Consider the following 15,569-nt stretch of genomic DNA (forward strand, 5'->3'; position numbering starts at 1 on the left):
GCTACGTGGTGGGGATGCCGGTGGCGGCGTCGGCGGTGGCGATGGCCTCGCGCAGCCGCGCGGCGGCGGTTTCCGGGGGGATGTCGGCGATGAAGGCGCCCATGGCGGCCTCCGACCCTGCCAGGTACTTCAGCTTGTTCTTCTCCCGGCGGGGCGAGGTCAGCTGCAGCATGAGCCGGATGTCGTCCCGGTGGGCGTTGACCGGGGCCTGGTGCCACGCCGAGATGTACGGGGTGGGGGTGTCGTACAGGGCGTCGACGCCGCGCAGCAGCCGCCCGTACAGGCCGGCGAATTCGTCCCGTTCGGCGTCGGTGGTGCCGGCGAGGTCCGGGACGTGCCGGTGCGGCAGGACGTGGACCTCCAGGGGCCAGCGCGCCGCGAACGGCACGAACGCCGTCCAGTGCTCACCCTGCAGCAGCACCCGCTCGGAGTTCCGTTCGAAGGCGAGGATGTCCTCGAAGAGGGAGCCCTCGTAGTCCGCCAGGGTGCGGATCAGCTGGGAGGTGCGGGGGGTGATGTACGGGTAGGCGTAGATCTGGCCGTGCGGGTGGTGCAGGGTCACGCCGATCGCCTCGCCGCGGTTCTCGAACGGGAAGACCTGTTCGACGCCGGGCAGCGCGGAGAGCGCGGCGGTGCGGTCCGCCCAGGCCTCCACCACGGTCCGCATCCGGGACCGGGACAGGCCGGCGAGGGACCCGGTGTGCTCGGGGGAGAAGCAGACCACCTCGCAGCGGCCCACCGCCTGCCGGCTGCGGCCCAGGCCGATCCGGGCCAGGTCCTCCAGACCTTCGGGGGCGTCCGGGCCGGTGAGGGCCGGGCCGAAGGAGGGGGACTTGTTCTCGAAGACGGCGACGTCGTAGCGGCTGGGGATTTCGGAGGGGTTGTCGCGCGACGCCGGGGCCAGCGGGTCCCGGTGGGTGGGCGGCAGGACCACCCGGTTCTGCCGGGCCGCCGCGATGGAGATCCACTCGCCGGTCAGCACGTCCTGGCGCATGGTGGCCGTCTCCGGCCGGTCCATGGGTTCGCGCAGGTCCGGGCCGCGGTCCGGCGGCAGCGTGGTGTCCGCGTCGTCGAAGTAGATCAGGTCCCGCCCATCGGAGAGCTTGTAGGCGCGTTTGGTGATCTGTTCCATGCTAGGAGTTCCTTACCGGGGTGCCGCTGTGGGGTGCGCCGCCGCCGGCCCGGCGGACGGACAGGAGCACGCCGTGCTCCGGGTTCAGGACCGGCATCGGCAGGCCCGAGCCGGCCAGGAAACGGCCGGTGGCTTCCACGCCGCCGGCCAGCCAGCCCGGCGGTGCCGTCTGGAGGTAGGCGCCGCGGTCCGTCGCGGCGGGGTAGACCGCCTCGACCCGGTACCGGGTGTCCGGGTCCAGGCCCGGCAGGCAGACCCGGCCGGGGATTTCGGCGAACGAGGTGGCCACGGACACCAGGGCGAACAGGGCCTCCCCGCCGTCGTGCGCCACCACGCCGTGCAGCCGCAGCGCCGGGTCCGGTTCGTCCGCCCGGACCATCCGGCCGCTGTGCAGCAGCCCCCGGTACTCCTTGAACAGGGCGATCGCCCGGGCCAGTTCGTCCCGCTCGGCGGGTTCGAGGTGCCGGACGTCCCATTCCAGGCCGAAGTGGCCGAACATGGCGGTGACGGCCCGGAAGGACAGGTCGTGGGTGCGGGCCGTGGTGTGGCTGCGGGTGGGGCCGATGTGGGAGCCCACCAGCTCGGGCGGGACCACCATCCCGGTCCAGCGCTGGATGGTCTGGCGCTCCAGGGCGTCGTTGCAGTCCGATCCCCAGACCCGGTCCGTCCGTTCCAGGATGCCCAGGTCCACGCGGGCGCCGCCGGAGGAGCAGCTTTCGATCTCGACGTCCGGGTGGGCCTCGCGCAGGGCGTCGAGGAGCCGGTAGACCGCGCGGGTCTGGGCGTGGACGGAGGGCCGGCCGTCGTGGCCCATCTCGGTCAGGTCCCGGTTCTGGTCCCACTTGAGGTAGCTGATCCGGTTCTCGCTCAGCAGGGCGTCGAGCCGGTCGTAGATGTACTGCCAGGCGTCGGGGTTGACCAGGTCGAGGACCTGCTGGTGCCGCCAGCGCTCGGGCAGCCGGCCGGCCGAAGCGGGCCCACCGGCGGCGCCGGTCGCGGGTCCGGCGATCCAGTCGGGGTGCGCGCGGGCCAGGTCCGAGTCCTCGTTGACCATTTCCGGTTCCACCCAGAGGCCGAATTCCATCCCGTGGCCTGTGACGGCGTCGATCAGCGGGGTCAGCCCGTCCGGCCAGAGGTCCTCGTCCACGTACCAGTCGCCGAGGCCCGCGGTGTCGTTCCGGCGGCCGCGGAACCAGCCGTCGTCGAGGACGTAGCGTTCCACGCCGAGTGCGGCGGCGGTGGCGGCGAGGTCGAGCAGGGCCGGCAGCCGGTGGTCGAAGTAGACGGCCTCCCAGACGTTGAGCACCACGGGCCGGGGCTTCCCGGCGGTGGGGTGGTGCGGGCGGGCGCGAAACCAGGCGTAGAACGCCGCGGTGATGCCGTCCAGGCCTTCGTCCGAGTAGGCGGCGAACAGCCACGGGGTCTCGTAGCTTTCGCCCGGGGCGAGGGTGACCTCGGCGGATCCGAGGAGTTCGGAGGCGCCGATCACGGTGCGGCCGTCGCCGGTGGTGTCCACGAAGCTCTCGTGGTTGCCGCTCCAGCCCAGGTGCACGGCCCAGACCTGCCCGTGCCGGTAGCCGAAGCCGGGGGTGCCGGCGGCCAGGAGCAGTGAGGCGTCGTGGCCGGTGCGGCCGTGCCGGCCGGACCGGACCCAGGTGCCCTGCTGCAGGGGGAGCCGCTGCGGGTGGGATTCCCGGCACCAGCGGCCGGTGAGGTCCAGGACCTCGGCGGCCGCACGGCCCACGGGCAGCACCGCGGCGAGTTCCTCCACGGTGTAGGGGGAGCCGCCGTCATTGACCAGGGTGTGGCGTAGCTGCAGCAGCCCGCCGTCGTTGAGCCGGAGCTCGGTGCGCACGGTGATCCCGACGTCCGGGTCGGTCTGGGTGAGGACCGCGGAGGCGCCGTCGCCGGGATCCGCGTCCACGGAGACCAGCCGCAGCCGGGGCGAGAACGCCGTGCCGCCGCGGTGGCCGCGCAGGCCGGGCCGTCCGCGCCAGCCGGAGGAGGCCTGCGGGACCAGGCCCAGGGTCACCGGCACGTCCAGGGCCGAGTGCGGCACCGGGTCCGTCAGGAGCGACAGGTCCGGCAGCTCAGGGCCGAGGTCCGCGCCGAAGTGCAGCAGGGCGGGCTCGCCGGTGCGGAAGTCCAGCAGCAGGGCGGTGCCGGAGCGGCGCAGGTACAGCGGCGCGGGCGCCGCCGGAGTGGCCGGGGTCCGGCTCTCCGGGGCAAGGTTCAGGTCCGGGTTATTCACTGCAGCTCCAGGCGTCGTCAGGTTTCGGGGATTCAGAGGGAGGTAGGGGGAATAGGGGGTTGAAGCGGCTCAGCCGGTGGCTGCTCCGGCGGTGTGCGTGGGGGCCAGCCGCAACCGGCCCACGCGCTCGCCGAGGACGCGCCGGGCCTCGGTGCCCAGGAGGTCGTCGCTGATCAGCTCGTCGGCGTCCTCGAGGGCGGCGATGGTGCTGATGCCCAGGGTGCCCCACTTGGTGTGGTCGGCCAGGACCACCACGCGCCGGGCCGCGGCCACGAAGGCCCGGTCCGTTTCGGCCTCCAGCACGTTCGGGGTGGTGAACCCGGCATCCGGGTCCACCCCGTGGACGCCCAGGAAGAGCACGTCCAGGTGCAGCTGCCGGAGCGAAGAGGTGGCCAGCGGCCCCACCAGGGCGTCCGAGGGGGTGCGCTGGCCGCCGGTGAGGATCACGGTGGACGGGGAGGAACTCTGGTGGAACGTGTCCGCGATCCGCACCGAATTAGTGACCAGGGTGATCTGCGGCCCGGCCGTCAGCAGCTGCGCCAGCGCCCAGGTGGTGGTGCCGGCGCTGAGGCCCACCGCCATCCCCTCCCGGACCTGGGCCGCCGCCTCCTGGGCGATGGCCATCTTCTCGTCCTTGAGCTGGGTCATCTTCAGCTCGAAGCCCGGCTCGTGGGTGCTGGCCCCGCCGGGCAGTTTCGCGCCGCCGTGGATCTTCTCCACCGCGCCGGCCGCGTCGAGGGCCTCGATGTCCCGCCGCACCGTCATCAGCGAGACGCCCAGCATCTTGGCGAGGTCCGCGACGCGGACGATCCGCTCGCGCTGGACCTCGGCGAGGATGGCTGAGTGACGGGCTGCGGCGAGCATCGGGAGTCCTTCTAAGCGTTGGCGGGTGAGGTGGCCGGCGGGTGCGGCTACTGCGGGGAGGTGGAACGGACGACGGCGACGCCCCCGGCCGGAAGCCCCAGGCCGCCGTCGAGCCCGGCGTCGGCCAGGACGTCGTAGCCTTCCAGCGGCAGGTGCACGTCCCGGTCCGAGTGGTTGATGCAGAACGTCCAGTGCGTGCCGTCCTTGGCCCGGCGGACCACCTCGACGTCGGCCGGGAGGGCCGGGACCAGGGGCGCGACGCCGGCGTCGGGGCAGACGACGGCGAGCAGTTCGCGCAGCCCCTCGGGGGAGAGAGTGGTGGCGGCGTAGTAGGCCCGCCCCTTGCCGGCGACGTTGCGGGTCACCGCGGGGGATCCGGCCGCCGGGCCGTGGGCGACGGCGGAGAGCACGTCGGCGGTCGTGGCGTGGCCCAGTTCGTTCCAGTACGTGCCGGCGCCGAAGCGGCTGAGCGGGACGCTCTCGCCGGCGCGGAGCGGGAAGAACTCCTCCATCTGCACGCCGAGCAGTTCGCGGAACGCGCCGGGGTAGCCGCCAAGCCTGATGTGGTCATTTTCGTCCACGATACCGGAGAAGTAGGACACCACCAGGTGGCCGCCGGCGCGGACGAAGCCGTCCAGGTTGGCGGCACCCTCGTCGGTGATCAGGTACTGCATCGGGGCGATGACCAGCCGGTAGCCGGAGAGGTCATCGGTGCTGCGGACGAAGTCGGTGGGGATCCCGGCCCGGTAGAAGGCGTCGTGCCAGCGGCGGGTCTCGGCGATGTTGGAGGCGTCCACGCTGGGGTGCGAATCGAGTTCCGAGGCCCAGCGGGCGTCGGTGTCGTGAACGATCGCGACGTCCACCCGGCCGGAGGCGCCGGTGACGGTGGAGCCGGCGATCTCGGACAGGCTGCGCAGGGCCTGGCCCAGCCGGACCACCTCGCGCCAGACCTTGGTTTCCGTCCCGGCGTGCGGCAGCAGGCCGGAGTGGAACTTTTCGGCCCCGGCACGGGAGGCGCGCCACTGGAAGAACAGGGCGCCGTCGGAGCCGCGGGCCACGTGCTGCATCGAGTTGCGCAGCATTTCCCCGGGCGCCTTGGCGATGTTGCGGGGCTGCCAGTTGACCGCCGACGTCGAGTGTTCCATCAGCAGCCAGGGCTTGCCCTGCGCCCAGCCGCGGGTGAGGTCCGCCGTCGCCGCGAGTTCCTGGTAGTTCCGCAGGTCCTCGGCGATCAGGTAGTGGTCGTTGGAGACCACGTCCATCTGCTCGGACCAGCGCCAGTAGTCCACCGGCTGGTGCAGGCCCATGTTGAAGCCCATGAAGTTGGTGGTGACCGGGTGCTCCGAGTGGGAGCGGATGATCTCCGCCTCGGCCTTGTAGCACTCGAGCAGTTCGTCGGAGGAGTAGCGGGCGAAGTCCAGCTGCTGGGTGGGGTTGACCCAGGTGCCGGAGGTGCGCGGCGGCAGGATCTCCTCCCAGTCGTAGTAGCGCTGGGACCAGAACGCGGTGCCCCAGGCGGCGTTGAGCCCGTCCAGGGTGCTGTAGCGGTTCTTCAGCCAGACCCGAAAGCCGGCGGCGGCGCCGTCGGAGTAGTCGGGCTGGTTGTGGCAGCCGTACTCGTTGTGCACGTGCCACATGACGACGGCGGGGTGGTCCTTGTAGCGGGTGGCGATCTGCTCGGTCAGGGCGGCGGCGGCCCGGCGGTAGTCCGGGCTGGAGGCGGCGAACGCCTGCCGGGAACCGTAGCTGTGCCGCACGCCGTCGGCCGTCACGGGCAGGGACTCCGGGTACTTGTGGCTGAACCACGGCGGCGGGGAGGCGGTGGCGTTGGCCAGGTCCACCCGGATGCCGTTCTCGTGCAGCAGGTCCAGGACCCGGTCCAGCCAGCCGAACTCGTACTCGCCCTCGGAGGGTTCCAGCAGGGACCAGCTGAAGATGCCGACGCTGACCAGGTTCACGCCGGCCTCGCGCATCAGGGCGACGTCCTCGGCCCAGGTCTCCTCCGGCCACTGCTCCGGGTTGTAGTCGCCGCCGAAGGCCAGCTGCGGGGCGCCCTCGGAGCCGAGGCGGGCGGTGATGTAGTCGATGGAGGCCCTGGGGGGCTTGGTGCTGTTGTCCACAATTATCCTTTGCTGGAGCCGAGGGTCAGGCCGGCCACGAAGTGCCGCTGGAGGGCAAGGTAGATCACCAGGGCGGGGATGGCGGTGATCATGGCGCCGGCGGCGATGAGGTTGTAGTTGGAGAGGAACTGGCCCTGGAGGTTGTTCACGGCGGTGGTCAGGGGCAGCCGGTCACCGCTCTGCAGGAACAGCAGCGGCCAGAAGAAGTCGTTGTAGATGAAGATGACTTCCAGGGTGCCCATGGCGGCCAGCGCCGGCCGGCACAGGGGGAGGATGATCTCCCAGTACTGGCGCCAGATGCCGGCGCCGTCCACCAGGGCGGCCTCGGTCAGTTCCGGGGAGAGGGCCTTCATGTAGTTCGAGAGCACGAAGGTCACGAAGCCGATCTGGAAGGCGGTGTCCACGGCGATCACGCTGATGTAGGTGTTGAGCAGGCTGCCGGAGTCGCTGACGCTGTACGGCAGGGGGAGGAGCTTGAACATCTCGAACAGCGGGGCGGCGAGGACCTGCGGGGGGAGCAGGTTGCCGGCGGTGAACATGATCAGCAGGGTGACGTTGAACTTCCAGCTGACCCGGCTGACCGCGAACGCCATCATGGAGGCGAAGAAGAGCACCAGGATGACGGAGGGGATGGTGATCAGGGCCGAGTTCCAGGCGTATTGGGCGAAGCCGCCCTGGGTCCAGGCCTGGACGAAGTTGTCGAAGTTGAAGGACCCGCCGAAGCTGAAGTAGCCGTACTTGTCCGTGTCCGCCTTGGGCCGGAGCGCGGTGAAGACGGTCCAGGCCAGGGGGATCAGCCACATCACCGCGAGCACGCTCAGGAAGATGTGGAGGCCGAAACGGGGCTTGTTGCGCTTGCCGGCGCTCTGGCTCCCGGCTCCCGCGGCGGCGCCGCGCCGTGACGGTGCCCGGCCCGCCGGGCGTGCGTCCGTAGGCTGTGCGATACTCATGCCTCTTTGTCCTTTCCAAAGGCCCGGGACAGGTAGAACGTGATGGGTACCAGCGAGATGACCAGCAGGATGACGGCCAGGGCCGAGCCGACGCCGATCACCTGGCCCTCGCCGACGAGGTTCTGGATCACCAGGGCGCTGATCAGTTCCAGGCCATTGGTACCGCGGTTGATGACGTACACGATGTCGAAGGCCCGGAGGGATTCGATCACGGTGATGACGATGATGATGACGTTGACCGGACGCATGGCCGGGAAAATCACCCGGAAGAAGGTCTGCACGGCGTTGGCGCCGTCGATCTGGGCCGCCTCGCGGAGCGTGGGGTCCACGCCCTTGAGGCCGGCCAGGTAGAGGATCATGACGTAGCCGGCGTGGCGCCAGGTTGCGGCGATCAGCGCGGCCCAGATGTTCACGCCGGAGTCACCGAACCAGTCGACGGCCTGGGGCGTGCCGGCGGTGCCGAGCAGGAAGTTCAACAGACCGTTGTCCCGGTTGTAGAACAGCTGCCAGATGACGCCGATCAGGGCCAGGGAGAGCATCACCGGGGTGAAGAAGATGCTCTGGTAGATCCGGGTGCCGCGGATGTTCTGGTCCAGCAGGATGGCCAGCAGCAGCCCCAGCGGCGTGGCGATCACGGCCAGGAACACCAGCCACAGCACGTTGTGCTGTACGGCCGGCCAGAACGGCGGGTAGTTCTGTGCGATGAAGTCGTAGTTGCTGACGCCCGCCGGCTTGATGTCGTCCAGGCTCAGGCCGTTCCACCGGGTGAAGGACAGGGCCGCCGAAAGCAGCGTGGGGATCCAGACCAGAACCAGCTGGATCAGGGTGGGCAGTCCCACCATGAAGGCCAGGACCCACTTGTCGCGGCCGGAAAGGCGGCGGACCCGCCCCGCCCGGGCAGCGGCTGGACGCCGTGCCCCGGCGGGGCTCGTTTTGGATGGTGTACTCACAAGAACATTTCCTTAGTGCCGATGAAAGGGCCCTGGCAGCGCTACTGCGCGGCGTAGAGGGACTTGGCCTGGGCTTCCAGGTTCTTGACGTCCACGTTGCCGTCCTTGATGAAGGACTGCAGCGCGGGGATCATGACGTTGTTCGCCATGGCCGGGAGCGCGTCACGGTCGAAGAACTGGCTGATGCTCTTGGCGTTGGTGATCACGTCCGCCATCTTCTTGGTCAGCGGCGTGAACTTCGAGGTGTCCGAGCCCTTGGCCGTGGCGATGTTGGAGCTGTCCACGGAGGCGTAGACGTCCTGGCCTTCGGGGGTGCCGAGGTAGGCGAGGAAGTCCTTGGCCGACTGGTTCTGGCCGCCCTTCTTGGAGAGCAGGAGACCGTCGATGGGGGCTTCGACGGCGTCGCGGCCTTCCATCGCCAGTTCCGGGAACGGGAAGAAGTCGATGTCCGCGGCCACGGTCTTGTCCGTGTACTGCTGGGTGAGGAAGGATCCGAGCAGGTACATGCCGGACTTCTTGTCGCCAAGGTTCTTGGCGGAGTCCTGCCAGGTCATGCCGAGGGCGTTCGGGTTCTGGAAGGGCAGCATGGCCTTCCAGGTGTCGAAGACGTCGCTGACCTTCTTCTGGTCCCAGGATTCCTTGTGCGCGGTCAGGTCCATGTGGAACTGGTAGCCGTTCAGGCGCATGTTCAGGTAGTCGAAGGTGCCCATGGCCGGCCAGCCGTCCTTGTCGGCGAATTCGATCGGGATGAGCCCGTCGGCCTGCATCTTCTTGCAGAGGGCCAGGAGGGCGTCGTACGTGGTGGGGACCTCGTAGCCCTTCTCGGCCCAGAGGCTCTTCCGGTAGAAGAAGCCCCACGGGTAGTTGTAGTTCGGGACGAAGTACATCTTGCCGTCGGCGCCGGTGGAGGCCTTCTTCATGGCGTCCGAGTAGTTGCCGCCGATCTTCTCCCAGACGTCGTCGATCGGGGCGAGCAGGCCCTTGCCGGCGTAGTACTGCATGCGGTAGCCGGCGAACCAGGTGAAGGTGTCGTCGGGGCTGCCCTGCAGGTAGGTGTTGATCTTGTTCTGGAAGTCGTTGTGCGGAACCGTGTTGGTGGTGACGGCAATGCCGGACTTCTTGGTGAACGCGTCGGTGACGGCCTTGTACGCGGCCTTGGGTACCTCGTCGGACGAACCGGAACCGAAGGTGACCGCCTTGTTGCCGCTGGCGGCGGGTCCGCTGCCGCCGGTGCAGGCGCTGAGCAGGGGCGCCCCGGCGAAGGCGACGGCGCCGGCACCGAACGTCTTCAGCAGCGTCCGGCGGTCCCACCCGCCCTGGCTGGAGGCCCGGCGCAGAGCGTCTTCGTGCATGGTCATGATTTCTCCTTTGAAACAGTGCGGGTGGTGTGAAGCAGCTCACATGATTATTCATCATAATCGCACAATAAGGAACGTCAACAGGCAAAAAAGCACATTTTGTTACGTGCTGGGAACATGCTGAAGGTCTGCCCGGGGGACGCAAGGGGGCGGTGGGGCTGTCGAGCCGGTTAGCGGCCGAGGTGCCGGACCGACGCGACGGCGCCGAGTTTGTCCGGATTGCGTACCAGGTACAGCCCGGTGACGTGTCCGCCGTCGGTCTCGATCACGACGGCGAGGTCCGCGCGGCCGCCGCTGGAGATGACGATCGCGGGCATCGCGTTCAGGACAGCGGGCTCCAGCCGCATGTCAGGGAGCGGCTTGCCGGCGAGGCCGAGCAGGAAGCGGGCAATGTTTTCCGCGCCCACCACCGGGCGGCGGGCGGCCGAGACCTTGCCCCCGCCGTCGGAGAGCAGGACGGCTCCGGGAGCCAGGACATCCATGAGGGCCTGCACGTCGCCGCCCATCGCGGCGGCGACGAAGCGGTCCGTGACGTCCTTCCGGTCCCGGGCGTCGACGTCGTAGCGCGGGGTGCGCCGGGCCACGTGGTCCTTGGCGCGGTGGACCAGTTGGCGGACCGCGGCCGGCGTCTTGCCCGTCGCCCCGGCGATCTCCTCGTAGGGGAAGTCGAAGACCTCCCGGAGGATGAAGGCGGCCCGCTGGTCCGGGGAGAGGCTTTCGAGCACCACGAGCATGGCGAAGGAGAGCGAGTCGGCGAGGACGGCGTCGTCCGCGACGTCAGGGAGGGTGGCCACCGGCTCCGGCAGCCAGGGGCCGACGTAGTCCTCGCGCCGCCGCCGTGCACTCCGCAGGGTGTTCAGCGCCTGGCGGGTGACGATGGTGGCGAGGTACGCCCGGGGGTTGTCGATGCCGTCCGGATCCACGGCGGACCACTTCAGGTAGCTCTCCTGGAGCACGTCCTCGGCATCCGCGGCCGTGCCGGTGATCTCGTAGGCAATGGTGAACAGCAGCGGGCGGTGTTCGGCGAAGGTCCGGTGGCTGTCCATGGCGTTACCGCACCCCGGCGGCGGGTTCCGGCAACGCCGCCTGCGGACCGCGGGGCCAGGTGAAGGAGCCCGGCCGGCGTGACTCGGCCCGGAGCCAGGACACCGTCATCCGGCACACCTGTTCCTTGGCCAGCGCGGCCAGCGGGCCGCGGAGCACCGGGCCGCGGGGGTGGTCCCCGGCGGTGACGGGCTGGATGAGGCCGGCGCCGCGGCCCAGGCTGAGGCAGCGGAGCAGATAGCCTGCGGACACCGGGGAGGGCCCGCCTCCGTCGAGGTGGGCGGCAATGCCGTCCGCGGCCTGGGCGCCCAGCGGCAGGGCCGATGCGCAGCTCATCCGCAGGTGCCGGCCCTCCGGACCGGCGACCTTGACGGCGTCCCCGGCGCCGAAGATGCCCGGGTGGTCCGGGCAGGCGAGGAACGAATCAACCAGGAGCCGGCCCTGCGCGTCAGTGGGCAGGCCGCTGTCCCGGGCCAGGGGCGGCACCGCGAAGCCGGCCGCCCGGACGGTGCAGGCCGAGGGCAGGACCGCGCCGCCGGAGGTGGTGAGGGTGGACTCGTCGCAGGACCGCACGTCGGTATTCTCCACTACCTCGACGCCGAGCCGTGCCAGCCGGGCCAGGACCGCACGCGCGCCGGAGGGCGTCAGGTCCCCGCCCACCACCCCGCGGGTCACCAGGCGCAGGCGCAGGTGCCGGTGGCTTTCGGCGATTTCGGCAACCAGCTCGAGCCCGGTCAGCCCGGCACCCACCACGCTGACGGTGCTGCCGGGGGCCAGGCTGCGCAGCCGGGACCGGAGCCGGGCGGCCGAAGGGGCGTCCCGGACGCCGAAGCCGGCGTCGTCCCCGGTGCCGGGTGCGGCCGGGGCGTGGCCGCTGCCGACGGCGTACAGCAGCGCGTCGTAGGCCAGGGGAGCCGGGCTGCCGGCGAGGTGCACCAGCCGCCGGGCCGGATCGATCCGCACGGCGCTGTCCCGGACCAGGTCCACCGCCGGGTTCAGGAGGGACCCGAGCGGAACGGCGGCCGAGGCCCTGGTCCCGGCGGCCACCTGGTGGAGCCGGATCCGCTCGATGAAGTCCGCCGCCGGGTTGACCACGGTGACCCGGAACGCCGGGGAGCGGCCGGCGAGCCGGTTGGCGGCCATGACGCCGGCGTAGCCGGCCCCGAGGATGAGAACGCGCTGTGCTGCCATGTCTAACTCCTGTCCGAAGAACCGTTGTTAAACACCAGACACCGCCGGCGCCCCGGATGTGACAGCCGGCGGTTATTCGCAGGCGATACCGTCGCCGTCGCGGTCCAGCTTGCTGCTGTAGCCGGGCTGGCCGCGGCGGAGAGGAGCGGCGCCGGCGGCCCGCACGGCCGTGCAGTTGGCGTAGTACGCGGTGGCGGGGGCCGCGGGGACGACGGCGGCGGGCGCCGGTGCGGGAGCGGGCTGGACGGGAGCGGGTGCGGGAGCGGGCTGGACGGGAGCCGGCTGCGCCGGTGCTGCCTGGGCCGGCGGTGCCGCGGCCGGGGCGGGCGCCTGCTCGTTGGTCGGGGCGAGGGCGCCGGGGCAGTCGCCCAGCACCCGGGCCATGGCGTCGTGCTCGGCCTGGGTGACCCAGAGCGAGTAGGTGGCCTTGACCGAGACCTGCCGGGCGACGTACTCGCAGCGGTAGGCCTTGTTCGGCGGCAGCCAGGTGGCGGCGTCGCCGTCGCTCTTCTTCGTGTTGGTGGGGCCGTCGACGGCGAGGAGGTTCAGCGGGTCGTTCGCGAGGGCGAGGCGCTGGGCCGCGCTGAGCTGCTGGGCGCCCTTCTGCCAGGCATCGCTGAGCGCCACGACGTGGTCGATCTGCACCGCCGAGCTGGTGCTGCTGCCCCGCACGAAGGCGATCGCCGTCGCGGTGTAGGGGTCGTTCAGGGCGCCGGAGAGGACCACGCAGTCGTGGGTGCCCGGCTTCAGGGCGGTCCCGGTCAGGTCGCGGCGGAGGATGTCGTTGCGGGTGTCACAGCCGTTGCGGTCGACGTCGGCCCAGGCCTGGCCGAACTGGTCGCGGGAGTACCCGGTCTTGGGTGCGCGGCCCTTGACGGGCAGGGTGGCGAGGACGTCCAGGGCCTTGCTGGCGAAGGCGGGCTGACCGTGCGGTGCCGTGGCCCCGGCGGCGCCGACGGCCGGGACGGTGTCCGGGTCCAGCGGGTTGTCCGGGTCCGCGGACGGCGACGGCGACGGCGTGGCGGTCGGGGTCGGGGACGCGCTGGTAGCGGCGGTGGTGTGGACCGCTGCCGGGACGGCGTCTGCGGCCGCCGGGGCGGGCCCGCCGCACGCGGTGGTGGAGACCAGCACCAGGCCGGCAATTCCGCAGGCGATCCAGTCGATGACGCCGCGGCGTCCCTTGGCTGCGGCGCCTGCGCCGTCGTCGTTCCTGCCCATGATCCTGCTTCCCCCGGTGTGCTGCCTGATGCGTGGCCGCGAAAGGCCGTCCCCAGCCTAGTGGCGGCAGGTCCGGCGCCCGCGATGCCACGCCGCTCAGGCCAACAGCAGGGCCACCCCGATCATGGCGGGGACGGCCACCACCGTGGTGATCAGCACGGTGTCCTTGGCCACGGTCAGCCCGGTCCGGTACCGGGTGGCGACGACGAAGACGTTCTGGGCGGTGGGCAGGGCGGAGGTAACGACGACGGCGAACAGGGCCTGGCCGTCCAGCCCGAGGGCGAAGCGGGCGAACAGGAATGCCAGCGCCGGGTGCACCACGAGCTTGAAGCAGCTGGCCAGCACCGTGTCCACTTGGCGGCCCGCGGCGGCGTGCAGGGGCCGCGAGCCGTTCAGGCTCATGCCGAAGGCCAACAGCATGGCGGGGATCGCGGCACCGCCAATCAGATGGACTGGCTGCAGCACCAGCTCCGGGATCTGCACTCCGGTGCCTGCCACCACCAGCCCGAGCGCGGACCCGACGATCATCGGGTTGCGTAGGATCATCAGCAGGAAGCTCAGCGGGGTGGTCCTGTGGCCGCTGGTGGTGGCGTCCAGCAGGATCAGGAACAGCGGCGTGAAGAACGCGAGCTGGAAGATCAGCAGCGGCGCGACGTAGCCGGCGTTGCCGAGGACGAAGACGGCGATCGGGATGCCGAGGTTGGCCGAGTTGGCCAGGGAAGCGCTCATCGAGGAGACCAGGGCCTCCGGCAGCGGCCGCTTGAGCACAAAACGGACCAGCCCAAAATACAACGCCGCGGTGGCGACGGCCCCGACGGCGGTGACCAGCAGCGGGGCGGCAAAGACCTCGTTGAGCCTGGCCTTGCTGAGGGTCTCGAACAGCAGGGCGGGGCTGGCGACAAAGAAGGTCAGGGCGCTCAGGACGGAGCGGGCGTTCTCGCCGAGGATGCCGCGGCGGCCGACGACCATACCGACCAGGATGATCGACCAGACGACGAAGAAGCCGGCCAGGACGCCTAGCATCCGGCCGGTTCCGGGTTCAGGGGGCGGAGCGGCTTCAGCTCAGGGCGGCGTTGTTCAGCGCATGCGGCGGCCGGAGGATTCCGGCGGTGTGGCCTTCTGCGGGGTCGTTGCCGATCTGCACCACACGGTTGTCCCGGTCCACATGGACCACGGTGGGCGTGAAGGCCTTGGCCTCCTCGGTGGTCATCTGGGCGTAGGTGATGAGGATGACGATGTCGTTCTCGTGCATCAGGTGCGCGGCGGCCCCGTTGATGCCGATGACGCCCGAACCGCGCTCGCCGGCGATGGTATAGGTCTCCAGGCGCGCACCATTGGTGACGTCGACGATGGACACCAGCTCGCCCGGGAGGATGTCCGCCGCTTCCAGCAGGTCCAGGTCCACGGTGACCGAGCCGACATAGTGAAGGTCCGCGTGGGTGACCGTGGCGCGGTGGATTTTGGACTTGAACATTGTGCGATTCATAACAGCTTCAGTCTAGCGCCGGGGCGCCTCACCCGCTGTGAGCCAGGGAACACCCCCGGCCGCGGTCGCTCACTCCGCCGGCGCTCACTCCGCCGGTGAGATCGAGGCCGCCGTCTGCGCCAGCACCTCACGCGCGGCCAGGATCGCCGGCCGCTTCGCGCTGGATCGCCGGACCGAGGTGAAGACCGTCCGGTAGGGCCGGCCCGGCAGTTCGATCAGCCGGGCCGTGGTCCCTCGCCCGGTCCAGACCAGGTCCGGCATCAGCGCCACCGCGTTGCCGGACTCGATCAGCCGGATCTGTGCCTGCAGGTCCGCGGTCTCGAAGCGGACGTCGGGTTCGAAGCCGGCGCTGCGGCAGGCCTGTTCCGCCCAGTGCCGGGACGCCGCGCCGCGCGGCTCCATCACCCACGGCATGCCGGCGGTGTCCGCGAGCGAGGCCGCCGTGGGCCGCCCGGGCGCGGCCGGCGGAACGGCCAGCCGGATGGCGTCCCGGGTCAGGCTGACCCGGTCCAGTTCGGCGTAGTGGGGCGCGGCGTGGCCGGGGTACTGCTCGGCGATGACAAGGTCGAAGTCCCGCGCCCAGGTCTCGTGCAGCGCCGTCTCCGGTTCCCGCTGGGTCATCTCGATCCGCACCTCGGGATAGCTCTCGGTCATCCGGGTCAGGGCGTCCGGCATCAGCGCCAAAGCGGCGGACTGGAAAACGGCGATCCGCACGGTGCCGGTCACCGTGGTCAGCGAGGCGGCAAGGTCCGCCTCGGCCTGCTCCAGCGTCTCCAGCAGCTGCGCCGTGTGGGCCACGAGAACCTCCGCCTGCGGCGTCAGCTGGACCCGGCGGCCGGTCTTGCGGAGCAGTTCGACGCCGGCTTCCTTCTCCAGCTGGGCCAGCTGCTGGGAGACCGACGACGGGCTGTACTGGAGCGCTTCGGCCACCTCGGCCAGGGTGCCGCGGATCTGGAGTTCGCGCAGCAACCGCAGCCGCCGGACATCGAGCATGACAATTCCTTG

13 protein-coding genes are annotated in these 15,569 nt (G+C 70.7%); all 13 read right to left on the reverse strand.

Features of this window, described 5'->3' with window-relative positions; translation table 11 throughout:
- Position 1: 1 nt before the first annotated feature.
- The 13 genes from galT to ABC337_RS08990 all read right to left on the reverse strand — a co-directional run bounded on the left by galT (position 2) and on the right by ABC337_RS08990 (position 15,557).
- Positions 2–1,132 carry a galactose-1-phosphate uridylyltransferase gene (gene galT, locus ABC337_RS08930; RefSeq protein WP_412884275.1) on the reverse strand — a complete coding sequence of 377 codons (1,131 nt, stop codon included), beginning with the start codon at positions 1,130–1,132 and terminating at the stop codon, positions 2–4.
- A 1-nt stretch (position 1,133) separates the two neighbouring features.
- The gene (locus ABC337_RS08935; RefSeq protein WP_412884274.1) at positions 1,134–3,383 is read right to left on the reverse strand and encodes an alpha-galactosidase; all 2,250 of its coding nucleotides are present in this window, start codon (positions 3,381–3,383) and stop codon (positions 1,134–1,136) included.
- A 69-nt stretch (positions 3,384–3,452) separates the two neighbouring features.
- The gene (locus ABC337_RS08940; protein ID WP_412884273.1) at positions 3,453–4,247 is read right to left on the reverse strand and encodes a DeoR/GlpR family DNA-binding transcription regulator; all 795 of its coding nucleotides are present in this window, start codon (positions 4,245–4,247) and stop codon (positions 3,453–3,455) included.
- Positions 4,248–4,294: 47 nt separating this feature from the next.
- Positions 4,295–6,367, reverse strand: coding sequence for a beta-galactosidase (locus tag ABC337_RS08945; protein WP_412893222.1), 2,073 nt, complete (start codon positions 6,365–6,367; stop codon positions 4,295–4,297).
- A 2-nt stretch (positions 6,368–6,369) separates the two neighbouring features.
- On the reverse strand, positions 6,370–7,317 hold the full coding sequence (locus ABC337_RS08950) for a carbohydrate ABC transporter permease (protein WP_412884271.1): 948 nt from the start codon (positions 7,315–7,317) through the stop codon (positions 6,370–6,372).
- A complete protein-coding gene (locus ABC337_RS08955) occupies positions 7,314–8,267 on the reverse strand; it encodes a carbohydrate ABC transporter permease (RefSeq protein ID WP_412884270.1) in 954 nt (317 codons plus the stop codon). Before ABC337_RS08955 ends, ABC337_RS08950 begins: the two co-directional genes overlap by 4 nt.
- Before the next feature lie 41 nt (positions 8,268–8,308).
- Positions 8,309–9,625 (reverse strand): ABC transporter substrate-binding protein, encoded by a 1,317-nt coding sequence (locus ABC337_RS08960; protein WP_412884269.1) that lies wholly within the window; start codon positions 9,623–9,625, stop codon positions 8,309–8,311.
- A 170-nt stretch (positions 9,626–9,795) separates the two neighbouring features.
- Positions 9,796–10,671 carry an RNA polymerase sigma-70 factor gene (locus tag ABC337_RS08965; protein WP_412884268.1) on the reverse strand — a complete coding sequence of 292 codons (876 nt, stop codon included), beginning with the start codon at positions 10,669–10,671 and terminating at the stop codon, positions 9,796–9,798.
- 4 nt (positions 10,672–10,675) lie between these two features.
- Positions 10,676–11,860 carry an NAD(P)/FAD-dependent oxidoreductase gene (locus tag ABC337_RS08970; protein WP_412884267.1) on the reverse strand — a complete coding sequence of 395 codons (1,185 nt, stop codon included), beginning with the start codon at positions 11,858–11,860 and terminating at the stop codon, positions 10,676–10,678.
- A 72-nt stretch (positions 11,861–11,932) separates the two neighbouring features.
- Entirely contained in the window at positions 11,933–13,078 is a 1,146-nt protein-coding gene (locus tag ABC337_RS08975; protein WP_412884266.1) for a GmrSD restriction endonuclease domain-containing protein, read from the reverse strand.
- 96 nt (positions 13,079–13,174) lie between these two features.
- Positions 13,175–14,101 (reverse strand): AEC family transporter, encoded by a 927-nt coding sequence (locus ABC337_RS08980; RefSeq protein ID WP_412884265.1) that lies wholly within the window; start codon positions 14,099–14,101, stop codon positions 13,175–13,177.
- Between the two features lie 34 nt (positions 14,102–14,135).
- Positions 14,136–14,564 (reverse strand): aspartate 1-decarboxylase, encoded by a 429-nt coding sequence (gene panD / locus ABC337_RS08985; RefSeq protein WP_364134559.1) that lies wholly within the window; start codon positions 14,562–14,564, stop codon positions 14,136–14,138.
- A gap of 84 nt (positions 14,565–14,648) precedes the next feature.
- Positions 14,649–15,557 carry a LysR family transcriptional regulator gene (locus ABC337_RS08990; RefSeq protein ID WP_290256437.1) on the reverse strand — a complete coding sequence of 303 codons (909 nt, stop codon included), beginning with the start codon at positions 15,555–15,557 and terminating at the stop codon, positions 14,649–14,651.
- Positions 15,558–15,569: the final 12 nt, after the last annotated feature.

The sequence above is a fragment of the Arthrobacter phoenicis genome (assembly GCF_047238215.1).
Lineage (GTDB): Bacteria > Actinomycetota > Actinomycetes > Actinomycetales > Micrococcaceae > Arthrobacter.